The organism is Arenibacter certesii DSM 19833 (assembly GCF_000429545.1).
GTDB lineage: Bacteria > Bacteroidota > Bacteroidia > Flavobacteriales > Flavobacteriaceae > Arenibacter > Arenibacter certesii.
In genome coordinates this window covers 1-24,689 of record NZ_AUCB01000007.1, presented here as the reverse complement: position 1 = coordinate 24,689, position 24,689 = coordinate 1, and the positions used below count along the sequence as shown (strand labels likewise).

Genomic DNA, 24,689 nt, shown 5'->3' with positions numbered 1-24,689 from the left:
AGATTAGGGATACAGTTGCCAATTACAAATCTATGATGTTAATGATGTGTTAAAATAAATTTAACTGCATTGATAATCAGTTGATTGTTGGGTGGATATTACTTATGTTATAATTGAGGTAAGGCCAATCTAACTAAATAGTAGTGACAGGAGATTTTATTAGAACAGCACCATCCAGCAATAATAGAGAGAAAATAAGCTTAGAAATAGGATACCCGAATATGTTAATAGTTGTAGACCTTTCTTTGGTCGATATTTCTCGGGAATTTCCTGGCTCATTACATTTTTTAAATTCATATAACCAATTATTGGTGCCACAACAAAGGATATAAAAGTTGCAATGGAGAGCAGCAATCCCATATTGGCTGCCAATACAGTGATCACTAAAAAATTTATTATTGCTAACAGAATTATGGCAATGGGCAATCCCCTTTTTTTAATGTTCCTTGCGCCGGGAAGCAAAAGGCTTAGGGCATCCACGCTTACCCTAGCAATGGCGTCGTGCGCAGTTAGGCAGGTGCTGAACATGGTAGCAAAGGCGGCTATAGCAATAAATATATAGGCCCAAATCCCAATACTGTTAGTGAAAATTTGTACCAACTGGTCTGCAAAAATAACTGCATTTCCACTTAGTTCAGTATTTGTTCCATAAAGGGTAAACCATCCTATTATAAGAAAGAATACTGCAAGTATAGAAGTTATAAAATACCCAAACCTAAATTCGGATAGAGCATCTTTTAAACTGGGCTTTTGTTTGGAGGTTTTAAATTTTTCCACGGTCCATAAGCTAACCCAGCTAGAAGCTTCTACCGTGGTAGGCATCCATCCCATGAGTCCTATTAAAAACAAGATTCCTACTTCATTAAATATCGGTAGAGGTGCAAAATTGATGTTGTTAGCGACTTTCCCATTTATTATAACCATAGTAGTTGTGGCAATCAATGCAACAAATAAAATAGTTACCACAAATTTAAGGGAAGTTTCTAGTAGGCGATAGCGTCCTAGTATAAGCAAGAGGGATATAAGCACAAAGAGTCCGCCTGCGGCCAGACTTACAGTATCTGGGGATAATTTAAGTAAATTGACTAGTAAACCTGCAGTGACCACATATAAGGCTGCTAAAATGGTGAAAGTGGTAATAAACGTGATAATGGAATAAAATATGAGATATTCCTTTCCTCTATTTAAGTATCCCTCTATTAGTGTTTTTTCTGTAATATTTGTGTAACGCACCCCAAATTCGAAAAATGGATATTTAAGTACGTTTGCCAGCATAATCGGGATAATCATAATCCAGCCATATTGTGCCCCGGCCTTGGTAGATAACACTAGATGGGAAGTCCCTATGGCCATACTTGCAAAAAGGAGCCCAGGACCAAGATTTTTAATTAACTTTTTAACGGCAGACATGCTTGGCTTTTCTATAGGTAAATATAAATAAATCTTAGATGGTACCTACCGCTGGATGATTTTTAGATTACAGAAAAGGATGTTAAAGATTAATTTTTCTGCCATTTATTCTATCAAAATCTTATTGCCAATAAATTTAGGTTGGGTATTTAGGGCCAGATCTATAAAAACCTTGACTCTCGCCAGATACTCTCTAGCCTGAACTTTAAAACCATATTTTAAAGGAAGATTTCCCGCATTGTATGCAATAGCATGTAATCCTTTTTTCTCAGCCAAATAAATGGCTCGTTTATTATGGAATTTTTGTGATATCACAGTTACCTTATCTAAACCAAATACTATTTTGGCGCGCATCATGGAATCCAAAGTTCTAAATCCCGCGTAGTCCAAAACGATGCATTCCTCAGGAATTCCTCCTTTCATAAGATCTTTTTTAAAGACTAGTGGTTCATTGTAATAGGGAGTGCCATTATCACCACTCACTAAAATATAATCTATTTTTCCTGCTTTAAACAAGGCAATAGTGGCCTTTATTCTATTGGTGTAATAAGGGTTAGGTGAGCCGCCAATAATCTTGCTGGAAGTGCCAAGAACTAATCCTACTTTATTTTTCGGAATGTCGTTCACATTTTCATAAGTCTTCCCATTACCGGCTATCTCAATGATAATGTTGCATACAATTAAAACAAGACAAAAGCAGCTTACTAAAGTAAGAAGGGCATAGCCAATTTTTTTCCACATTCTTCCCATAAATCATTTTTAAAGGTAAGTATTATGTTTGGAAATGGTGGAGATTGTCGATGAGGATTCAAAAAATAATGAAAAGCATAATCTAGGATATAAAGAACTGATTTTTAAGTAATATTAAGGGCTAGCGCTATCATATTAGCAAAAGTAGATTCCCGTTCCTTACTGGTAGATTTTTCACCAGTTACCAAAGAATCGGATATGGTAAGAATGGCCAGCGCATTAATTTGATGTTTTGCTGCCAAACTATATAGGATTGCTGCTTCCATCTCAACACAAAGGACGCCATATTTAGCCCATATTCTGTATTCTTCAGGATCGTCGTTATAGAAAATATCCGAAGTAAGTATATTTCCTGCCAGATAAGGTAATTTCATTTTTTCCGCGTAATTGGCCGCTTTTTGTAGCAATTGGAAACTGGCTATTGGGGCAAAATGGGAATGTGCAAAAATCTTATTATTGAAAGCTGAAATAGTGGATGCCGCCATGGCTAAAACTATATCCCCTAGTTGTAATTTCTTCTGTAGCGCACCGGCCGTCCCAACTCTAATTAAATTTTTAGCCCCGTAGTAGTGAATCAATTCATAGTAATAGATCATAGCTGAAGGGACTCCCATACCCCTTCCCTGAACCGAAATGAGTTTTCCTTTGTAGGTGCCTGTATATCCAAGCATACCCCTAATATTATTGTAGCAGGAAGGATTTTCTAAAAAGGTTTCGTCAATCCATTTGGCGCGTAATGGATCTCCTGGTAATAATACTGTTTCTGCAATTTCTCCATCCGCTGCATGTATGTGTAAACTCATTCTTTTTTGTTTTATTTAGTCGCCATCATAGTAATCCCAGAGGAGGTTCCTATTCTGGAGGCACCCAGTTCAATATATTTTAGAGCTGTGGCCTTATCCTTAATGCCTCCAGAAGCTTTTATCTTAATAGCATCCTCAACCGTTTTTTTAAATAAAATAACATCCTCAAAAGTAGCCCCGCCAGGACCAAAACCAGTGGAGGTCTTTACAAAGTCGGCCTTGGCTTCTACGGCTAATCTGCAAGCTATTTTTTTTTCCTCTTTCGTTAAATAGCAGGTCTCTATAATTACCTTTAATATCTTAGTGCCTATGGCAGATTTTACTTCGAAAATGTCGTTCCTTACCTCCAATAATTTTCCTGATTTTAACCAGCCGATATTAATAACCATATCTATTTCATCGGCACCATGATTTATATAATCTGTTGCTTCCAAAACTTTCGCCTTGGTAGACATAGCCCCTAAAGGAAATCCTATCACTGTAGCTATTTTAATTGAGGAATTACCTAATTTGGATTTTACCAACGGAATATGAGCACCATTTATGCAGACGGCAATGAAATTAAACTTCAGCGCATCATCGCATAACTTTAGAATATCTTCCTCGATAGCTGTCGCCTTTAAAAGTGTGTGGTCAATATATTTTTGGAGTTGCATTTGATTTCTTTGGTTGTTACTCTTTTTATTGCTTTCAAATCTAAGTGTTTCCTTCATCTATTTATATGATATAAGTCAACCATCTATCTGAAATTTAGGACTGGTCAATATCATGAACTTTAACGTGGTAATAAGCTATTTTGTAATGAATAAATGGACGATTTTTTTAATTCCATATAACATTGATCTGGTAGATAATTGAGGTGTAAGGGAACTCAGAATTATGCTAAACCCCATTTGAATGTCACTTAAAGTTAGGGGGTTTAACCCATAAAAAATAAAACGATGAAAATAATTCTTTTGCCCACAGATTTTTCAGAAAGTGCCTGGAATGCAATGTTCACTGCATTAAAGCTGTATGCCGATTTTTCCTGTCATTTTATTGTTTTAAACTCTTATGAACCAAATATAGCTAATCTACTTGAGGGTAATGGTAAACAAAGGATAGGGGTGATCTATGAATCCATGAGTAAACAATTGCAGGTGAAACTGGATAAAATCATAGATTATCTAAGGAAAAATCACAAGAACCCAAATCATACTTTCGAAAAAATTTCTATCGCAAATAATCTTTTAAATGCCATTAAAGATACTATCCACACCCATCATATAGAATGTATTATAATGGGGGCAACGGGAGCAACAGGGGCCAAAGAAGTGTTTGTAGGTAGCAATTCGGTTAAAGTAGTAATGTCCATAAGGAATAGACCCATAATCGTTGTTCCTAAAGAGTATAGCCTGCAGCGTCTAAAACGTGTTGCTTTTCCAACTAATTTCCTCAATTATTTTGAGGCTTCAGAATTAAATCCAATGCTGGAACTGGTGAGGATATGGAAAGCGGAAACTTATATTTTTCAGGTTGGAACGGAATTTATCTTCAATGATTTACAAGCCACAAATACGTTGCTACTGGAAAAATATTTTTCGGCAATTGATCATAGTTTTCACAAGGTTGAATTTAAAGGCAATGTAGCTGATACCATTTCCGATTTCGCTGAAACCAACGCAGCTGATATAATTGCGTTGATCCATTATAGCCATAGTTTTTTCGAAAAACTTACCCGAGAGGCGGTAGTAAAAAGGATGGGCTTCCATACCAATATCCCACTTTTGGTATTAACTGAGCGATAGCGATATACTTAGGCTAATCTGGTTTTGTCTGGGTCAGTCCCACTATGGTTTATAGGGATGCGATTGGGAATGGAATAAGATATTATAGGAAGACCTGCTTCCAATAGTATTTTTTCTGTAGTTACCAAATCCATACGGCTGTTATACATAAATAGGAGTTTTCCTTTTTCCAGATCGATGTCTAATATCTGGATATTAAAAATGGGACTTAATACGTTTTTAATGGTCTCCCCTTCCAAAGAAGATAAGGGATTTTTAAGTTGTGCTATTGCTTTCATGGCACTGAATCTAATGAATTTTTATGATATATTGGTTGGAAATATTAAGGATATTTTTAATTGTTTCTCCACAATAGAGTGCACTAATAAGTAACTAATACTACATTGGTTTAATGCTTTATGACCAAAATCATTGTTCGCTAAATATTAATCCAATATATTTAAGGATTAAACACTATAGTTATGATGAATACTATCTTTTACGCTACCGATAGATCGGAGCGTGAAGTTCCTGTTTTAAAAAATGTCTATAATCTCAGTGTTGAATTAGGGGCCAAACTCGTAATTTTTTACGTGCATAGTATGGAGCCTTTAAGGGTTTCGGTTAGCCGTCCAATCCAACAAATAGAGTATCATGTAATCCAAGAACAAAAGGAAATTCTTGAAGCCTATTGTAGGGAACATATTGGGGCCAAATTTGATCCCAAAAATATTATTTTTGAGGTTGTTGAGGCTGATTCTATTACCAAAGCAATTTTAGAGAAGTCCAAAGAGCATAAGGCAGACCTGATTGTAATCGGAAGAAAGGATAAACATTCGGAACGAGGGTTATTTGTAGGGGATATTGGTAAGGATCTTCAGGACAAGGTTACTTGCCCATTATTGATTGCTCCAAATAGTAAGGAAAAAGCATCTATTAATACCATATTATATGCTACCGATTTTGAGGAAGCCGATATAATAGCCCTTCAAGACTTGGCTTCTATGGCACAATTGCTAAAGGCTAAAATAGAAATTGTGCATATATCTACAGAAAAAGAATACGCAGGGGAACAGCAATTAGAGTGGTTTAAGGAAATGTTGAGACAGAAAGTTGATTATGAAAACATAGATTTCAAGCTTATTTTTTCTGATGATATCGAAGCTAAACTAAGGAAGCTGACGGAAGAGATTAATGCAGATATTTTGGTTTTATTGGAAAGAAAAGAGAAAAAAGGATTCTTTCAACGCATATTCCATAAGAGTTTAGTTAAAAAAATGGAATCACATATCTCCATACCCTTAATGAGTTATAACGAAGTTAAACTTTACGCTGACCAGGAAAGTACAACAAACAAGGTCTAATAAATTCCTCCTAATTTATGGTAGGTGCTGTTCTGGTCTACATTTAGGTGAGCATAAGTTTGAGCTTATTTAAAAGGATCAATTCAGATTTGTTTTTATGCGCATAGGAAAACGCAATATCATCTGCCGTTTTCCATATGCGCTTTTTTATTTGAGGACTAAATAAAGAGGAGTGTGCATCGTAAAAATCTGTGAATTCTTTAAAAAATTTGTCTCCCTCAGCTTCCTGTTCATGTAACCAGTCAAATACAATTTCTATTTGAAAAGCGGCATCGGTACCATACTCGTCCACCTCGTGATCCGAGGATAACCAATATTTTTTAACGTCCTTTCTTAATGAGGCTATTTCCTTTGGCATCACTTTTTTGTCGGCCATGGCAATAGAATAGAATAGTTTGCCTAAACATTGGTAAAACTCCTTTGCTTTTTCCTTGTTATGTAACATAGTTTGAGTTTAGAGAATGTTTTATTAAATAATTAACGTAAAGCCTAAATTGACTTTTTTATTACGTAAGATGACTTCCCAAATTGGCAAACCGCTAATACGGTCTAATTCTTTGCACTTCTCTAATAGAGGCACTATATGCCTTGGAAGATTGTCCGATCTCTTTTAAAAATACAAAATGATTCCAATTATCTGTGCATTGTATTCATATTCCCCGTTTTAGATTATAAAATAGGCTTTGTTTTTTAAAGGAAGGTCAAAACCACGAAAGCTACTGATTATTAGGAATAGCACTTGTAACAGCAGCTGTAACCCTAAAAAAATAAAGAAATTAATGTAACTTTATAAAATGCGAGGATTTGAAAAAAACAAGAAAATTTTTAACCTGTTGTCCGAAGCGGTATCCGAAGGAATTTTGGTGATAAACCAGGAACGAATAATTATGGCAACCAATCATCGCACCAATGAAATGTTCGGATACGAGGACAAGGATATTAATGGGAATAACTTAAATTTATTAATTCCGGACAGCTTTCACAAAGTTCATAATGAATATGTAGAAAGTTTCAGCAAAAGTAGCGGCCAACGAAGGATGGCCCATGGAAGAACGCTGTATGGGAAGCGGAAGAGCGGGGAGCAGTTTCCTATTGAGGTAGGTTTAAATCCTTTTAGCATAGATGGGGAATCTTATGTAATGGCTCTTATTATAGATGTTACCGGAAAAAAGGAACAAGAAAGACAGATAAAGGAACTAAATGCCCAACTGCAGCAAAAGATAGAAACGCGTACCCAAGAACTGGAGCAAACGGTAGCCAAACTTACCAAGGAGATAAAGTTGCGGGAAGTTGCGGAGTCTAAAATAAAGAGCGCTTTACAAAAGGAGCGAGAATTGAATGAACTTAAAACAGAATTTCTATCTTTAGTTTCCCATGAGTTTAAAACTCCTTTGAGCGGTATACTTACCTCGGCAACTTTAGTTGGAAAGTATAAATTTGAAAATCAGCAAGAAAAAAGAGAGAAACATCTCAATACCATAATTGGGGGAGTTCATTTACTTACTGGAATTTTAAATGATTTTTTATCCTTGGAGCGTTTGGAAAAGGGGAAAGAAGTATATAGTTATACTAAATTCTCGCTAAGTAAGGTGGTTAATGAGGTGGTTTATAATGCCAATATGCAATTAAAGGATGGGCAGAAAATAAATTACCCTGAAAACATTGATGAGGTAGAAATTATTCAAGATGAAAGAATACTTTCTTTGGTGCTTACCAATTTATTACACAATGCTATAAAGTATTCATCAGAAAATACGGATATAGATATTAAGGTGGAATTGAGGGCAGATGAGATTGGCTTTCATATAATTGATCAAGGGATCGGTATACCAGAAAAGAGCAGGAAGCATATTTTTAAACGGTATTTTAGAGCAGAAAACGCATTGCTCATCCAAGGTTCTGGAATTGGATTGAATATTGTAAAAGAACATGTAGAGAATGTTGGGGGAAATATATCCTTTTCCAGCATTATAGGGAAAGGGAGTGTTTTTTCTGTGGTGCTGCCTTTTGGTACCTTATAAAGGATAAAATGTCTAAACCAAGTGTTCCACAAATAACTTTTGCTAATCTAAATACTACTACATATGAAACAAGTGTTGATTATAGAAGACGATCCTATATTGCGGGAGAATACAGCCGAAATTTTAGAGTTGGCCGATTTCCAAGTATGTACTGCATCCAATGGAAATAGTGGGGTTCGGCTAGCGAAGAAACACTTGCCCGATATTATCATTTGTGATATTATGATGCCAGAACTAGACGGTTATGGAGTGCTAGAATCATTATCCCAAGAGAAGGTGACCAATCAGATACCGTTTATATTTTTATCTGCTAAGACAGAAAAAGAGGATATACGCAAGGGTATGGAACTCGGAGCCGATGATTATATTGCTAAACCCTTTACGGAGGCTGAGCTCCTTGGAGCTATTAAAAGTAGACTCGCAAGAATGACAATTTTAAAAGAGAGTAGGGCCCTTACTAATTCAAAGCCAACTAATACTGGTCTTGGGATACGAACTATAGATCAACTTAAAAGCTATATTGCGAAGCAAGGTCGATTATATGAATTTAGGCTAGGAGAAGTGATATATAATGAAGGTAGTAATTCCAATCTAATATATTTAGTAGGTAGCGGGGTAGTAAAGACCCATAAACTTGATGAGTGGGGTAAGGAATTGATCACGGCAATTTATAAGGCCGATGATTTTTTTGGCTTTTCCTGCTTTACCAAAAATCTTCCTTATCAAGAATCTGCTACTGCTATGGAAGAGGTAAGATTAATTGGGATAGCCAAGGAAAAATTTAAAGAGGTGCTCCAAGAAAATCCAGAATTGGTAATGGAGCTGCTGGCGTTATTAAATGAAAACCTTACTGAGACCAATGAACAATTATTAGAAATGGCATACGGGTCCGTTAGAAGAAAGACTGCAACAACCATTCTACGATTTGCCAGCAAACTGGAAAAAGATCCTCAAGGGAGATTGCATATTCTACGTAGCGATCTAGCTAGTGTTGCTGGCATGGCAACGGAGACTCTAATCAGGACCTTGTCTAGCTTTAAAAAAGAAGGGTTGATCCAAATAGAGGATAGAAATATCCAGATCTTGGATATGGAAGGGCTAAGTAGAGTCTATTAACTGCTTTCGGTTGATGGGTTTTCAATTCTAAAATGTTTTTATTTTACCGCGGTTTAAACTTAGTACATGACTTTAATCATTTAGTTTGCGGTATTTGCAACTTACTTTTGAAAAGTATAGCAAAATCAAATAGAAATGAAGAACATTTTAGTAGCAACGGATTTTTCCGAAAATTGCTTTAATGCGTTGAAATATAGTGTTAAGCTGTTTCAAGAGTTCAGATGTACCTTTTATATTCTACATGTTAATCCTTTGTCTACCTATACAAATACGGTTAATAAAACTTCAAAGATACCTTCCGAAACCCGTGCAAATGAGGGGGCATTAGAGGATAGTCGTGAACAATTAAGGAGCCTAGTAAAAAAAATAGGGGCGATGTTTCCCAATAGGAATCATACCTATGTGCCCATTGCGATTCACGATTATTTTGTGGATGCAATTAAACGAGAGGTGATAAATAGGAATATAGACCTTATTGTTATGGGGTGCAAAGGAATTACGGGAATAAATGAGGTGGCTATAGGGACCAATACTAGTGATGTTATTACAAAGGTAAAATGTTCCCTGTTGGCGGTTCCCGAAAAGGCATGCTACAGTACGCTAAAAGAAATTGCCTTTCCAACCGATTACCATCTAGGTTATGAGATAAACGTGTTGGAAAACTTATTAGGAATAGCACAAATTAACAAGTCTGCCTTGCGCATAGTGAATTTCTCAAAAAATAAAGACCCATTAAGCGAGGAGCAATTGACCAATAAAGAGTTTCTAGCCGACTACTTTAAAGATTTAGAGCATGATTTTTACTATCTTACTGGTTCTAAATTAGAAACGGCAATAGAATCTTTTGCAGAGACAAAGGAGATTGATATGATTGCCATGGTGGCAAAGAATTTAAATTTCCTTCAAAGAATTTTATTTAAGCCAGCGGTTGAAGAGATAAGTTATCATATAAAACTCCCCTTCCTGGTGCTTCATGAAAAGCTGCCCTCCAATATGCGCTGGCCAGCGTTAAGTAGGCCATCCCAATTAGCACATTAAAGTAGAATGGGTTAGTGGTGCAATTAAAAGAAAAGTTCCTTACTACAGTAGTTTCATGCTGATAGCAGAGAACGTATAATAAAAGATAATCTATAATTCCTATGAGAAAAGTTTTGGTGCCCACAGATTTTTCAGATAATGCTTATAACGCATTAAAATATGCATGTCAGGTATTTAAGTATGAAAAAAGTGATTTTTTAATTGTACATGCCTATGGTGATGAGGTGTATAGGCAAGCTGCAGAGATGGACTCTGCCCACGTAGAAGAGTTAAGAGAAGTTGTCTTGCAGAAAACACAGAAATCACTAAAAAAAGTGCTGAAAAATTTAAAGGATTTTTCCCCTAATCCGAATCACAAGGTAAAATCGATTGCAGTTTTTGGCGACTTGGTAGATGAAGTGAACGATCTGGTAAATCAGGAGAATATTGATATCGTGGTTATGGGTACAAGAGGGGCTACCAATGATAGGGAGCTTACATTTGGGAGCAACACCCTGCATCTTTTAAAATATGTTCATTGCCCAGTACTTGCTATTCCGGAGGGGTATGAATACCATCCTCCAAAAGAAATTCTCTTTCCTACAAATTATATGGTTCCAAACAAAAGAAGAGAATTAAAACTGCTCTGTGATATGACGGGATCTTTTCGCTCTACCATGCATTTACTATATATAGATCCTATTACCAACCTATCTTGGAGGCAGCAAGATAATAAGGAGTTCTTAAAGAATTGCTTGCGCAAGCCCAAGCTTACCTTTGGGACCACTTTGGAGAAGGACAAAACGCTCGCCATCACTAAACACATAGAGCATCACGCTATTAATATGTTAGTTTTGGTTAATTCTAGGCATTCCTTTATGGAAGATATGTTATATCAATCTACAATAGATAGGTTAGGGCTACATATTAAAATTCCATTTATGGTACTTCAAAATGTATCCAGATAATTTAAAGGGGCAACAATGAAACGTATTTTATTACCTACTGATTTTTCGGAAAATGCATATAATGCCATAATGTATGCCCTGCAATTGTTTAAAAATAAAGAGTGTACGTTTTATTTGTTAAACACTTATTCTCCAGCAGTTTATAAGGCGGAATATTTACTTTATAGCCCAGGGCAGATTGGGCTGGGAGATAAGTATCAGATGAGGTCTATGACTGGTTTAGAAAAGTTGAAGAAACAACTAGAAAGCGAGTTTACTAATACCAATCACCGTTTTGTAATTCACTCTGCTTATAGTATGCTGGTAGATGAAATAGTGCAGACGGTATCTAAGGAGAATATAGACCTTGTAATTATGGGAACCCAAGGCGCAACAGGAGCACAGGAAATACTTTTGGGTACCAATACTATTCAATTAATAAAAAGAGCTAGCTTTCCCATAATTGCGGTACCCTCCGAATACGAATATACGGCACCCAAAGAAATTTTGTTTCCAACAGATTATGAGGTTTCCTATCGCAAGGATCAGTTTAAAATGTTGTTGCAATTACAGTCAAACCATTTGTCCCAGATAAGGGTATTGCATATTTCCACAAGCTATGAAATATCTGAAATACAACAAATGAATAAAGGGATACTGGAGGAATTACTGAAGAATACCAACCATTTGTTCCACAATTTACCAAATCAGGGAGTAATTGAAGGCATAAATAATTTTCAAGTAGATAGAAAAATCAACCTCTTGGTTATGATCCAAAACAAACATACTTTTTTGGAACGACTCTTTATTGAGCCAGTTATTAAGAATGTGGGACTATATGTACGTATACCCTTTATGGTAATCCCAGGGTAACTGTTATTTTATTTTAATTAACCCAAGCTATCAGCTATCTATAATTTCTCATCTTTTTCTTCTACTCGTTTTAAATACGGTGATGGTTTCGTATAAAGCGACACGTATTATATAGGACTATTGCTTCCTTAAATTATTGGGCATAACTGATCTTTGTCATACGTAGACCAGAATTTGTCGGTTAATTTAGTAGTGTCAAAATAATTGTTATAAATATGCCAATACACGTTTTATTACCTACGGATTTTTCCCAAAACGCATTAAACGCGATTAATTATGCCGTTCAACTTTATAAGGATCAACCTTGCGATTTTTATTTATTAAATGTTTTTGGAATTAGTGGCTATAGCCTGGATAAAATGATGGTTCCCGAGCCAGGTGAATTGGCCTATGAGGCAGCTAAGGAGAAATCAGAAGAGGGACTCCATAAATTGCAACAACATTTCCAAAGAGCATCTGAGAATATAGCCCATACTTTTCATATTATCTCTATTTTTAATTCCCTTTTAGAGGGCGTTAAACAGGCAATAGATAAAAAGGATTTAGATATTGTGGTGATGGGGACTAAAGGCAAGAGCGGTGCTGCTAGGGCCCTTTTCGGATCTAATACGGTTGAGGTAATGGAGAAGACAACCTTGTGTCCTGTAATAGCAGTACCAGAAAAAGTTAAGTTTATTGCACCAAAAGAAATAGTTTTTCCTACGGAATTTAAAACCAGTTTTAAACGTAGGGAGTTGCAATATCTTCTAGACATTGTAAAACTACACAGTACGGTGGTGCAGGTTCTCCATATTGGATCGGAATCTGGATTGAATAAAACGCAGTTAGAGAATAAAAACTTATTAAGTACTATCTTTAAAGAAGTTGAACATGCTTTCTGTTTTGAAGAAGGAGATAAAATACCGGCAGGAATCATAAGTTTTATGACTAGAAGAGGAAGTAATATGCTTGCTTTTGTTAATAGAAAACATGGTTTTCTAGAGACTATTTTTACCAAACCGCTAATTAAGGAAGTAAGTTATAGCTCGGACGTACCTATTTTGGCATTGCACGATATGGACTAAAACTACTCCTACTGGACAATATTAATTATATGCTTGTCTTTAGGACCTAACCCTAACTTTTAAATATGCCGATGATGTGGATATTTAGGATTCCAGTGATGCTATGAAGATTTAGAGAAATCACACTAAACAGCTTAGTATAGGCTTTAGATGCTAGTATTAACTTAAAATAATTGATTTGGAAGATGCACTTATAGATATCATTAAATCTTCAGGTGAGAAGGTTAGGTTCTCTACGGATCAGTTGCAAAATTCTTTAAGACAGAGTGGAGCAGATGATCAATTAGTGGAGCAGATAGTGGGGCAAGTGCGAGAAGAACTATATGACGGGATAACGAGTAAAGAAATTTACAACCGTGCATTTGCCTTATTAAAGAATAAGAAATCCATTTTTGCTGCGAAGTATAAAGTGAAAAAGGCGATATATGAACTGGGTCCTACTGGGTTTCCCTTTGAAAAATTAGTTGCGGCAATCTTGGAATATTCCGGATATAAAACTTTGGTAGGGAAGCATATGCATGGAGTATGTGTTACTCATGAGATTGACGTTTATGCACAGAAAAATGACAATGTATATCTTTTAGAATGTAAATTCCATGGGGAAGAAGGGCGTAACTGTAATGTAAAGGTTCCATTGTATATTAATTCACGATTTCAGGATGTAAAACAACAGCTAGAAAAAGATAAGAATATAGTTAATTTGTTGGTAAATGGTGGGGTAGTAACCAATACCCGGTTTACGGAAGATGCCATTAAATACAGTAAGTGTATGGGATTGTACCTGCTAAGTTGGGACTACCCAAAAGACAATGGGCTTAAAGATCGTATCTATCGGTTGGGACTATATCCAATAACCGTATCCCAACTGCTTACCAATAGGGAAAAACAATTCTTATTAAGCAGGGATGTCGTACTCTGTAGGCAACTAATTAAAGATCATTTTTTCTTGGATCATTTAGGGGTATCCGAGACAAGGAAACAAAAGATAATGAAAGAAATAAGCCAGTTGTGTGATCATGGAAAACAGTGATCTTTCTACTGAATAGACGCTATAATATAGCTGTTTACTTATAGAGGAAGTCCATAAGGGCTTTATTATAATCCTATTATATAAAAATATTCATGAACAAGGTTAAGATTCACTTTTTGGGTGCATCGGGTACAGTTACAGGGTCTAAGTTTTACCTTGAAACTCCTGACTTAAATATTATGGTCGATTGTGGAATGTTTCAAGGTCAAAAAGAATTAAGGGAACTTAATTGGCAGCCCTTATCAATAGATGTTTCTAAAGTAGATTACGTACTGCTTACCCACGGTCATCTAGACCATACAGGCTATTTGCCGCGGCTTGTTAAAGAAGGTTTTAAGGGAGAAATAGTAGGTACCTCTCCCACCTTGTCTATAGCCGCAATCATAATGAGGGATAGTGCTAAAATCCATATAGAAGAAGCTAAAAAGGCCAATGAAGAGGGGTATAGTAAACATCGTCCAGCACTGCCTTATTATGATGAGAAGGATGTAGAAAAGACGGTTGGGTTGTTTAAACACGCGGAGAAGGATGAGTGGCTATCCCTATCGGAGAACATAAGGTTTAGATTTAAATATAACGGTCATATCATTGGAGCCACCTTTATTGAATTGAATATCTTCGGTAAGATTTTTGTTTTTTCTGGAGACATCGGCCGTAGTGAGGATCTTCTTTTATATCCTCCAGACCGACCAGAATGGGCAGATTATTTATTCCTGGAAAGTACTTATGGCAATAAACTTCACCCCGAAGAGAATGTTGGAGCTATTTTATCAAACTTAATAAGTAAGACTATCAATGAAAGGGGGAATTTAATAATTCCCTCTTTTGCCGTAGAACGACTCCAATCCTTAATGTATCTGCTATGGAAACTGTTTAAAGAAAATAAAATTCCCAATATTCCTATTTTTATCGATAGTCCTATGGGGAATAATGTGCTGTCCGTATTTGAAAGTCATCCGCAATGGCATAAACTTTCGTCAAAGGAATACAATGCCATGTGTGAACATTTCAATATTATAACGTCCTATGGCGATACTTGGAAGACTATAGACGACCCTAGGCCAAAAGTGGTGATTGCTGGAAGCGGAATGGTGACTGGAGGAAGAGTGCTTACTTATCTTAAACAGATGGTAGATAAGTCTTCCACTACTGTTCTATTGGTAGGGTATCAAGCCGAAGGCACAAGAGGGCGACAATTGTTGGAAGGAGCCCATGAAATAAAACTATTTGGAACCTATAAACCGGTTAGAGCTACAGTTCATCATTTGGAAAGTCTATCTGCGCATGCAGATCAAGGAGAATTATTACTATGGCTGAAAGAGGTTAAGAATATACCTGAAAAGACTTTTTTGATCCATGGAGAACCTACTGCATTGAATACTTTTAGGGTTAAAATTAAAGATACTCTCGGATGGCAGGTGTATGTTCCCCATCTACAAGAAGTGATTGAGTTGTCTATATAAAAGATGAATAAGAATAACCTAAGTGATTATTGATTTCAGATTTTTATAATGGATTTGAAAAGGGGAGATAGGGTATAATTGAAAATATTTAAAATTAAAAAACGTGAAAAAGCTACTATTAATTGTATTCTTAGGTTTAATGGGTTGTTCTTCCGTAGAGATGGTGGAGAGTTATAAGAATCCAGACATCGTATTGTTTGATGCGTATAAGGTACTTATTGTTGGCATGACAGATGATAGTGACGTAAGGCAGGATTTTGAAACCCGACTTAAAAAAGAATTCGATAAAAGGGGAGTGGAGGCCATGAGAAGTATAGATCTCTTTGACGTTGCTTTTACAAATACCCAAAAAACTGAAAAGGAGCTAGATGAATTGGAGGAGCAGCTTCTGGATAAGGATTTTGATGCGATATTATTTACTAAGGTAGCTGGTTCTGAAAGCAAACAAACCTTTAGAAAAACGATGTCTGAACTTAATAGATTTTATGGGGGCTTTAAGGATGATTATTTGGGTAGTCAAAATATCTATTACGATCAGGATTACTATAATCAATTCAAGGTGTATCATGCAGAAACCTCATTGTACTGTATCTGCGTAGATAAGGATCGATCGTTAATATGGAGAGGTGCGCTGGATATTAAGGATCCCAAGAAAATTAGTAAGACGATGAATGATTATATAACGTTATTGGTAAAGGCGATGGAAAAAGAAGAACTTATTTTTCGAAATTAATACGGATTATGGATAAAAGGTTAGGGGTGTTGGTCTAAGATTTTTAGCGCAACACCCCTAAATGATTTTATCCTGATTGTAATCATAAAATGATGACATCACCAAATATGGTTACCTTAGTAATAGTTCCTTATGCAATTTCTATTGTTGTGGCATGCGTTTTTCAGCCATTAACTTATCAATAGCTTGCTGTAGCTTTTTTGGATCGTCTGCAACTTTTTCCAAATTAACAATTTCTACTTTTCTGAAGTCAATAGGATGACTTTCACTCTGTAAAGAAATGGTTCCACCAGTTAAAAAGGTTCCTCTCTCATTCCCGTCTACAGGGTCTAATTGGGGTTTGTTGTAGCGCATTACCTCTTCGCCATTAGCGTAATGTATTATTAAGGAATCGTTCAAAACCAAAACTTCTACGCGTACCCATTGGTCTCCGTGGAAGGTTTTAGAATTAGAATTGGTACAGTGCTGTTTAATTACCTTACCGTCCTTTTCATATTGAGTTCCGGGAGTACAAAGGTTAGCATTGGAGCGCTCGCTCTTACCGTTTCCGCCCAAAAGTTGTACTTCAATAGAATTAGGGAAATCCTGGTCTACAGTCATTTCTTCCGGCTCTTGTCCGTGAATCATTATGCCACTATTTCTATAGGCCCATCCTGGACCGCCCTTCACTTGGTCGCCAACAAAACGGTATTCAACCCCTATTAGGTAAGAAGAAAATGGTTTTTCATAAAATAGATGTCCAAATTGCTCATCATAGTTATCGTAACCATCGTAGCGTACCTGTATGTTACCTTCTTCTACTCTAAAGGTATTGGCGAAATTTTCACCTAATTCATGGTTTCTAATCTTAATCTTCCAATTGCTAAGATCCTTCCCGTTGTACATTTGCTCCCACTTTAAATTAGAGGAGGTACCGCAACTTTGTAGAAAGAGGGATAGCACAAAAATTAAGGAAAGTGCAGGAACGGAATGGTGAAATTTGTTTTTCATGGATAAGGTTGTAAATTATAATTTATATTAATTCTTTCTTTGCCTAAAGCAATTTTTACAATCGATAAAAATATCATTTTTATTTGGAATTGACCCAATTGGCAGGGCTGTGATTCATAAAAGCCTTTCTTTTTATGAAAACTGGAGTCATTCAATTTTTGCAAACACCTTTTATATCTATTTCCTTACTATGTTTCAATAGAAAACGGCTTCATACTCTCCTTCAGTTGTACCTATTTTGCTGGCCTGAGTTTTTTCTGAAATGTTGTCAATAGCTATGTGATTATACTCTTTAAAAGAGTGAGTTGGATTTAATGATATTATTTCGTAACAAATCAGAAATAGATACATATCGCAATCCATTTTTTATTATAACTTTAAGAAGTTGTTAAATAGGTAAAAATATTATCTACAACCTAACAGACTACCAGATAGCCAACTTATAAACCTTTTATTATGATTAAAAAACTCATATTCATTTTATGCTTTTCCATTGCTGCAGGGTTATTTGCCCAAAATACCGATAAAAAACTCAAGATTGAGGTGTTGTTGGAGCTAAAATCAGTAAGCAATCCCCAAATTAGTCCCGATGGGAATTGGGTAGCTTTTGTTACGTCTGAATTAAATCTAAAAAAAGACAAATCCCAAAGTCAACTTTGGATGGTCCCAACTGCTGGAGGAGAGGCAATCCCTATGACATCCAAGGAGTTCTATTCTGCATCGGAGCCTAGATGGAGTCCCGATAATAAATATCTTTCATTTTTGGGAACAAAACATGAGGAAAAGACCCAAGTATATGCTTTAAATAGATTGGGTGGTGATGCGCAACAATTAACCAAAATTAAACAGGGAGTAAAAGGCTACGAATGGGCACCCAATGGGCAAAAGTTATTGTTAAGTTTAAAGGACCCTAGTCCGGAAGAGTTGACGGAGGACAAAGAAGATGATAAAAAGGCAAAACCTATTGTGGTGGATCGTCTGCAATTTAAAAGGGATTATGTGGGGTATTTAAATAACGAAAGAACACATTTGTACACTTATGTGCCAGGAGATTCCACAGCTGTGCAGATAACATTTGGTGATTATGACGATGTAAACCCTGCATGGCACCCGGATAGTAAAACCATAGTCTTCGAAAGCAATAGGACGGAAAATCCGGATGGAAACTCCAATACAGATATTTGGTTGGTTTCTACTGATAATCCAACCAAAAATACATCCTTAAAGCAGTTAACCACTAATCCTAACGCCGATAAAAATCCAGTGTGGAGTCCGGATGGAAAAACTATTGCTTTTACCACAATTACCGATGGGAGTGCCATGTGGTACGCCACTCAAAAATTAGCGATGGTAGGAATATCTGGGAGAGAGGCTAGAGTTCTGGGAGATGAAATAGACAGGAATATTAGTAAGCCGAAATTTTCAATGGATGGCAAATCAATTTATTTCCTATTGGAAGAACAGGGTACGAGTATCATTGCGTCCATTGATGTAACGGGAAAGGGATTTAAACGTACTGTTAAGGGCGAATTTAGTATAGGGGACTATGATGTAAATGGATCCTTAGTAGTTCCTTTGCTGGGGAAAGTGAACCATCCCAATGAAATTTATACCTATCAAAAAAATAATTTAAAACAATTGACAACCGTAAATGGTGCCTATTTGGAAAACCTTCAAATGCCAAGGGTAGAGAACATTAACTTTAAGAGTAAAGATGGTACCCCGATAGAAGGATTTGTAGTGAAGCCAGTAGGTTTTGATGCCCAAAAAAAATACCCGCTAATACTTTGGTTACATGGAGGGCCAGTAAGTCAGTACGAATTTGAATTTAATAATAACGCCCAACTTTTTGCCGCTAACGGATATGTTACCTTGTTAATTAATCCCAGAGGGTCTTCTGGTTATGGACAAGCTTTTTCTCAGGCGCTTTTTGCCGATTGGGGAAATAAGGATGTGGAGGATGTATTGGCAGGATTAGATTATATAATAGAGCAAGGTTATACAGATCCTAATCGCTTAGGGGTAGGGGGCTGGTCTTATGGAGGTATTCTCACTAATTACTTAATTACTAAGAGTAACCGTTTTAAAGCTGCTATTTCAGGCGCAAGCGAAGCGCTATATAGGGCGAATTATGGTCACGACCACTATCAGCTGACTTGGGAAATAGAATTGGGATTGCCTTGGGAAAATGCCGAAGCCTGGGAAAGAATTTCCCCCTTTAATGACGTCGCTAATATTACTACCCCAACGTTATGGATAGGAGGTAGTGACGACTGGAATGTGCCAATCCTCAATTCAGAACAAATGTACCAAGCAATGAAAAGATTGGGTAGAGAGACCCAATTGGTAGTGTACCCAGGAGAATCTCATGGGATACAAAAACCCTCGTTTATTAAGGACCGCTATGAACGTTATCTACAATGGTTCTCAAAGTATTTAAAATAAATATATTTCAAAAGTTAATTTTAACTTAAAATTAACGTAATTTTAAACGTTGTTAATTCTGGAACGCACCACAATTATGCCGTAAATAATATAAAGCAACGGAATTTATTATAACATCAACTAAAATATAACTGTATGAAAATCAATATTTTATTTCTTTTCACCTCCATATTGTTTTCGTCGGTGACGATGGCACAAGAAAAAGATATTTCTGGGGTGGTAAAGGATGGAGAGGGAATTCCCCTCTTAGGAGTCAATATAATTATTGAGAATACCCAGTCTGGTACACAAACAGATTTTGATGGTAATTATTCTATAAAAGCGGCACCTGGGAATGTTCTGGTATATTCTTTTGTAGGTTTCAAACCCAGAAAAATCACCGTTGGTCAAGAATCCACTATTAACGTTACCATGACGGTAGACAATGAATTGGATGAAGTTATAGTTCTTGGGTTTGGTAAACAATCTAAGCGTAAGGTAACGGATAATATCGCTTCAATAAGTTCCGATGAAATCAACCAGATCCCAGTAGCAAGCATGCAGGGAGCATTAACAGGTAAAGCGGCTGGAGTGCAGATTCAACAAATAAATGGTAAGGTAGAAGGAGGGGTAAAAATGAGAATCAGGGGGATTTCTACCATTTCCTCTTCCCAAGAGCCTTTGTATGTGATTGACGGATTGCCTTTGATCAACGATGATGAAAGTGTTTCAGAGGCACCAATGAATCCGCTGATATCCTTAAATCCAAATGATATAGAATCCATACAGATATTAAAGGATGCCTCATCTGCGGCAATATATGGTGCTAGGGGTACTAATGGGGTAGTTTTGATTACGACCAAACAAGGTAAATTAGGCAAGACTAAAATATCAGTTAATACCGCTACGGGATGGAGTGAAGCGACCAATAAGGTAGATTGGTTAAATGCTGAGCAATATGTAGAATTGTTTACCGAAGCCTCGGCAAATAGTTATGGTGCAGATGATTTATGGCTCACAGAGCAGGGGGGTTATTTTGATGACATGGCAAATGGTTTAGATTGGAGAACCGGGGAGGTAGACACCGATTGGCAAGATCTTGCACTGGTAAAAGGTTACGTTCAGGACCATGGTATTTCCGTATCAGGTGGAAATGAGAAAACCCTTTTTTATATTTCAGGAGGATACAACAATACCGAGGGTATTGTTCGTGGTAACACTTTGGAGCGTTATTCGTATCGTGGCAATATAGATCATAGGGTATCCGATAGATTTAGAGTAGGATTAAATAGTAGCTTAAGCAAAACCCATGTAAAAAGACTGGGAACCGATAATTCATTTTCTACGCCATTGCAGGCCATTGCGCAATCACCCTTATCACCGCCTTATTTATCGGATGGAATAGTGCCTAACAACGAGTCTACGATCTATTATAATTTCTTGATGCAACAATACAATGGATCTTGGAATGTAAATATATTCCGGGCCATAATGAATACCTATGCTGAATACGAGATTATTCCTGGCCTGCGATTCAAGTCCGAAATAGGGTATGACAATAACAGTCAGCTAGACGAGTATTTTGCAGGTAGTTTAACGGAATCTGCCTCCACTAATGGATATGCCGACGCCACTTCGGTACAGGCAGACAAATACAATTTAAACAATTACTTTACTTACAATAGGGAATTTATTGGTAACTACGATTTAGAAGTGGTAGCGGGTATGAGTTTTGAAGAGAGTTCTAGAAAATCACAATATGTAGCAGGTACCGGCTATCCTTCGGACGATTTGCAAACGGTAGATAGTGCCTCTGAAATTACAGCGGGATCTACCACTAGGACCAAATATAACTTTCTCTCCTATTTTAGCAGGGCCACCTTTTCTATATTGGATAAATATCTATTAAAAGGAAGTATTCGTTACGATGGTTCCTCTAGGTTTGGAGCTTCCAATAGATACGGGCTCTTCCCTGCCGCATCGGTAGGGTGGATAATGTCTGAAGAGGAGTTTATAAAGGCTTCCGAAGTGGTATCCTTATTAAAATTTCGTGCAAGTTATGGTGTTACAGGTAATGCGGGCATAGATAACTTTGCTAGCTTAGGATTGTTCCGCGGTGCGGCATATAACAAAACATCCGCATTAAATCCGTATCAGCTTCCTAACAAAGACCTAAAATGGGAGCGTACCACGCAATTTGATGTGGGGCTAGATTTTGGATTTTTTAATAATAAGCTAACCGGGGAGATAGATTATTATATAAAAAACACTAACGACCTTTTGTTAAATGAACCGTTACCGGGCACTTCTGGTTGGAGTTCCATTACAAGAAACGTGGGTTCTCTGGAAAATAGCGGTTTTGAGTTTGTGTTAAACACCAAGAATATAGTTCAGGAAAATCTAAGCTGGACTAGTTCCTTAAACCTGTCTACCCTAAAAAATGAGGTAACCTCGCTTCCTAAAGGGGATATTATATCAGGAAGAAATTTGGTTAGGGAAGGAGAAACTATTTCTTCTTTTTATGTGGTAGAATACGCAGGAGTAGACCCAGATAATGGAGATGCTTTGTTTTATACCAACACCCTAGATGCAAATGGAAATAGAGATAGGACTAAAACCAGTGATTATAGTCAAGCAGAACGTGTTATTGCAGGTAGTCCCTACCCAACTTTTATGGCTGGTTTTACTAATAATATATCCGCATATAATTTTGATTTCTCATTTACTTTTCAAGGAGAGTGGGGGGCGTCTATCTATAATGAGGGAGGTAAGTTTCAGTCTGGGAATGCTAGATATGAAGATAATCAGACCTTAGATCAGATGAATAGATGGCAAAATCCCGGGGACATAACCATGGTTCCGCAAGCAAGGATGTACAGCACCAACGGACAGCAAGCTTCTACCCGCTATTTGGAAAAATCTGATTTTGTTAGATTAAGAAATTTAAGTTTAGGCTATACGCTGCCCAAAGATATCACACAAAAGTTTTCCGTAGATAGGGTAAGGATCTACTTCACGGGCGTTAATTTGCTGACATTCACAGATTATTCTGGGTACGACCCAGAGTCTACCTATGATAATTATGGGAATTCCAACATTCAGAAAGGGGTTGCTTTCTATTCAGCACCGCCAGCAAAAACATATACGATTGGTTTAAATATTGACTTATAACGAATGATTATGAACAACTATAGAACTATACAAACAGTAATTGTCCTGCTATCCCTATCCTTTTGGGGATGCAATGACAACCTCACTATAGATCCGGAGCAATACCTAAACACGGAGAAGGTAATTTCCACATCGGAGAATCTGAATAAGATTCTTAATAATGCTTACGGAACTGCCAGAGCCAGTTCTAGTTATGGAGGGGGCATTAATTTAGCCTCAGAATTAATTGGAAACGGTGGTGATCTATCGTGGAACGGCACCTACGTAGGTCCTGCAGAATTTAATGAAAAAGCAATGTTGCCCGATAATGGCTTTGTGGAGGATATTTGGATGAACGGATATAGTGTTATCAACCAAGCAAATATTGTAATTGAAAATTTGGAGGTCTATACAGATCCGGACGAGAAAAGCACCAAGGAGGGAGAAGCAAAATTTCTTAGAGGGTTAATTTATTTCGATTTAGGAAGATTGTTTTCCAAACCCTTTAATGCGAGTGCTCCCAATACGCAATTGGCGGTGCCTATAACATTGGCCGCCGTTATAGATCCTTATACTCTAGAGTCCCCGGCAAGAAACACCCTGGACGAGGTATTCAATAGGGTGGTAACCGATTTAACCGACGCTTATAATAAACTTCCTGCTTCTAATTCTTTTTATGCCAATAAATACAGTGCAGCGGCACTTTTGGCAAGAGTGTATCTGGATATGGGGATGTATGATAAGGCACGGGATATGGCAGATGAGGTGATACGTGAGAGCGGGGCCAGTTTAACAGGTGATTTTGCAGGAGCTTTTAATAATGATTCCAATTCTTCTGAAAATCTCTTCGCTTGGCAGGTAACTAGCCAAGATGTTAGTATTAATGATAATAATACTTTCTGGGCAGGGAGGGATTTTGGTGGTCGCTCTGGGAATCCGGATGTTTCTATAGAAGATCAGCATTTGGAAATTTATGATGATCCTAATGATCAAAGAGCAAATTTCTTTTACCAAGCTAGGGGAATGGCCACTACTAAATGGAAAAGCCAGTTTGGCAATATTTCGTTTATTAGATTGGCAGAAATGTATTTAATTCGTGCCGAAAGTAATTTTAGGCTTTCTACCTCTATTGGCACCACCCCTATAAGCGATATAAACACATTGCGTATGCGCTCCTCGGCGGCTACTTATCTTATTGCCATAGATTTAGAAACAATTTTAAAGGAAAGAAAACGCGAGCTTGCATTTGAGGGTTTTGCACTGTTCGATGCTAAACGCTTGGGGAATGAAGTGGGATCTATTCCTCATAATGCTAATAATCTGGTGTTGCCTATTCCACAACGAGAAACCGATGCCAATACCAATTTAGTTCAAAATGATGGGTATTAGAGAATAGGGGCGTTTTGAGTAAATGAAAAGGGCATAACCACTATATGTCGGTTATGCCCTTTTTAATTCGGCGCATTCAGAATTGACGCAACTGCTTGTTTATCAGGTATTTAATTCGTATATTTAGATATAATAAAACCCCGAAAACGAGTCTCTAGCTCAAAAAACGGGGTTTTTATCTTAATGTCTATGTCCAAGATACGAAGAATCCACGATTTCCAGCACAGTTTTACATTTTCCTCCCAGACCGAAGAGTTCGATGCGTTTTACGCCCGGTTTCTCGAAAGCGATCTTGGCAAGATCTATATCGCCATCCCTTGGGACGAACTGGTAGCGGCCCTTGGTCTGAAGGAAGCCAAAAAGGGCCCAAGGTGCATCT

General features: G+C 37.0%; 22 protein-coding genes. 15 read left to right on the top strand and 7 right to left on the bottom strand.

Annotation, left to right across the window (positions count from 1 at the left end; genetic code table 11):
* Positions 1-159: 159 nt before the first annotated feature.
* The 4 genes from G466_RS0103885 to deoC form a co-directional block, all read right to left on the bottom strand.
* Positions 160-1,410, bottom strand: a complete 1,251-nt coding sequence (locus G466_RS0103885; RefSeq protein ID WP_026812468.1) for an NRAMP family divalent metal transporter — start codon at positions 1,408-1,410, stop codon at positions 160-162.
* A gap of 105 nt (positions 1,411-1,515) precedes the next feature.
* Positions 1,516-2,160, bottom strand: a complete 645-nt coding sequence (locus G466_RS0103880; RefSeq protein WP_308427483.1) for a SanA/YdcF family protein — start codon at positions 2,158-2,160, stop codon at positions 1,516-1,518.
* Between the two features lie 104 nt (positions 2,161-2,264).
* On the bottom strand, positions 2,265-2,963 hold the full coding sequence (deoD, locus tag G466_RS0103875; RefSeq protein WP_026812466.1) for a purine-nucleoside phosphorylase: 699 nt from the start codon (positions 2,961-2,963) through the stop codon (positions 2,265-2,267).
* An 11-nt stretch (positions 2,964-2,974) separates the two neighbouring features.
* Positions 2,975-3,619, bottom strand: coding sequence for a deoxyribose-phosphate aldolase (gene deoC / locus G466_RS0103870; RefSeq protein WP_026812465.1), 645 nt, complete (start codon positions 3,617-3,619; stop codon positions 2,975-2,977).
* 285 nt (positions 3,620-3,904) lie between these two features.
* Between deoC and G466_RS0103865 the strand changes: the two genes are divergently transcribed.
* The gene (locus G466_RS0103865) at positions 3,905-4,750 is read left to right on the top strand and encodes a universal stress protein (RefSeq protein ID WP_026812464.1); all 846 of its coding nucleotides are present in this window, start codon (positions 3,905-3,907) and stop codon (positions 4,748-4,750) included.
* Positions 4,751-4,758: 8 nt separating this feature from the next.
* Here G466_RS0103865 and G466_RS0103860 read toward each other — a convergent pair whose 3' ends face one another.
* Entirely contained in the window at positions 4,759-5,028 is a 270-nt protein-coding gene (locus G466_RS0103860) for a hypothetical protein (RefSeq protein WP_026812463.1), read from the bottom strand.
* A 183-nt stretch (positions 5,029-5,211) separates the two neighbouring features.
* Here G466_RS0103860 and G466_RS0103855 point away from each other — a divergent pair, with 183 nt between their 5' ends.
* The gene (locus G466_RS0103855; protein WP_084418723.1) at positions 5,212-6,093 is read left to right on the top strand and encodes a universal stress protein; all 882 of its coding nucleotides are present in this window, start codon (positions 5,212-5,214) and stop codon (positions 6,091-6,093) included.
* Between the two features lie 43 nt (positions 6,094-6,136).
* Here the strand turns inward: G466_RS0103855 and G466_RS0103850 are convergent, their stop codons facing one another.
* Positions 6,137-6,538 carry a hypothetical protein gene (locus tag G466_RS0103850; protein WP_026812461.1) on the bottom strand — a complete coding sequence of 134 codons (402 nt, stop codon included), beginning with the start codon at positions 6,536-6,538 and terminating at the stop codon, positions 6,137-6,139.
* Positions 6,539-6,887: 349 nt separating this feature from the next.
* On the opposite strand from G466_RS0103850, the gene G466_RS0103845 reads away from it, so the two are divergent.
* From G466_RS0103845 to G466_RS0103805, 9 genes are all read left to right on the top strand, one after another.
* Positions 6,888-8,114, top strand: a complete 1,227-nt coding sequence (locus G466_RS0103845; protein WP_026812460.1) for a PAS domain-containing sensor histidine kinase — start codon at positions 6,888-6,890, stop codon at positions 8,112-8,114.
* A gap of 63 nt (positions 8,115-8,177) precedes the next feature.
* The gene (locus G466_RS0103840; RefSeq protein ID WP_026812459.1) at positions 8,178-9,230 is read left to right on the top strand and encodes a response regulator; all 1,053 of its coding nucleotides are present in this window, start codon (positions 8,178-8,180) and stop codon (positions 9,228-9,230) included.
* A 135-nt stretch (positions 9,231-9,365) separates the two neighbouring features.
* Positions 9,366-10,268 (top strand): universal stress protein, encoded by a 903-nt coding sequence (locus G466_RS21405; RefSeq protein ID WP_051315517.1) that lies wholly within the window; start codon positions 9,366-9,368, stop codon positions 10,266-10,268.
* A gap of 101 nt (positions 10,269-10,369) precedes the next feature.
* Positions 10,370-11,215, top strand: coding sequence for a universal stress protein (locus G466_RS0103830; RefSeq protein WP_026812458.1), 846 nt, complete (start codon positions 10,370-10,372; stop codon positions 11,213-11,215).
* A gap of 15 nt (positions 11,216-11,230) precedes the next feature.
* The gene (locus tag G466_RS0103825) at positions 11,231-12,067 is read left to right on the top strand and encodes a universal stress protein (protein ID WP_026812457.1); all 837 of its coding nucleotides are present in this window, start codon (positions 11,231-11,233) and stop codon (positions 12,065-12,067) included.
* Between the two features lie 215 nt (positions 12,068-12,282).
* Positions 12,283-13,131: a universal stress protein gene (locus tag G466_RS0103820; protein WP_026812456.1), complete on the top strand. Its 849-nt coding sequence runs from the start codon at positions 12,283-12,285 to the stop codon at positions 13,129-13,131.
* Positions 13,132-13,309: 178 nt separating this feature from the next.
* The gene (locus G466_RS0103815) at positions 13,310-14,161 is read left to right on the top strand and encodes an ATP cone domain-containing protein (RefSeq protein WP_026812455.1); all 852 of its coding nucleotides are present in this window, start codon (positions 13,310-13,312) and stop codon (positions 14,159-14,161) included.
* A gap of 92 nt (positions 14,162-14,253) precedes the next feature.
* A complete protein-coding gene (locus tag G466_RS0103810; protein ID WP_026812454.1) occupies positions 14,254-15,624 on the top strand; it encodes an MBL fold metallo-hydrolase RNA specificity domain-containing protein in 1,371 nt (456 codons plus the stop codon).
* 103 nt (positions 15,625-15,727) lie between these two features.
* Entirely contained in the window at positions 15,728-16,357 is a 630-nt protein-coding gene (locus tag G466_RS0103805; RefSeq protein WP_026812453.1) for a hypothetical protein, read from the top strand.
* Between the two features lie 141 nt (positions 16,358-16,498).
* On the opposite strand, the gene G466_RS0103800 is transcribed toward G466_RS0103805, so the two are convergent.
* Positions 16,499-17,347 (bottom strand): 3-keto-disaccharide hydrolase, encoded by an 849-nt coding sequence (locus G466_RS0103800; RefSeq protein WP_026812452.1) that lies wholly within the window; start codon positions 17,345-17,347, stop codon positions 16,499-16,501.
* A gap of 456 nt (positions 17,348-17,803) precedes the next feature.
* Here G466_RS0103800 and G466_RS0103785 point away from each other — a divergent pair, with 456 nt between their 5' ends.
* The 4 genes from G466_RS0103785 to G466_RS24225 form a co-directional block, all read left to right on the top strand.
* Positions 17,804-19,792, top strand: a complete 1,989-nt coding sequence (locus tag G466_RS0103785) for a S9 family peptidase (RefSeq protein WP_034234584.1) — start codon at positions 17,804-17,806, stop codon at positions 19,790-19,792.
* A gap of 135 nt (positions 19,793-19,927) precedes the next feature.
* Positions 19,928-22,942, top strand: a complete 3,015-nt coding sequence (locus G466_RS0103780; protein ID WP_026812450.1) for a SusC/RagA family TonB-linked outer membrane protein — start codon at positions 19,928-19,930, stop codon at positions 22,940-22,942.
* 9 nt (positions 22,943-22,951) lie between these two features.
* Positions 22,952-24,310, top strand: a complete 1,359-nt coding sequence (locus G466_RS0103775) for a RagB/SusD family nutrient uptake outer membrane protein (RefSeq protein WP_026812449.1) — start codon at positions 22,952-22,954, stop codon at positions 24,308-24,310.
* Positions 24,311-24,499: 189 nt separating this feature from the next.
* Positions 24,500-24,689 (top strand): hypothetical protein (locus G466_RS24225; RefSeq protein ID WP_205622022.1); only part of this gene is annotated, 190 nt, incomplete at its 3' end.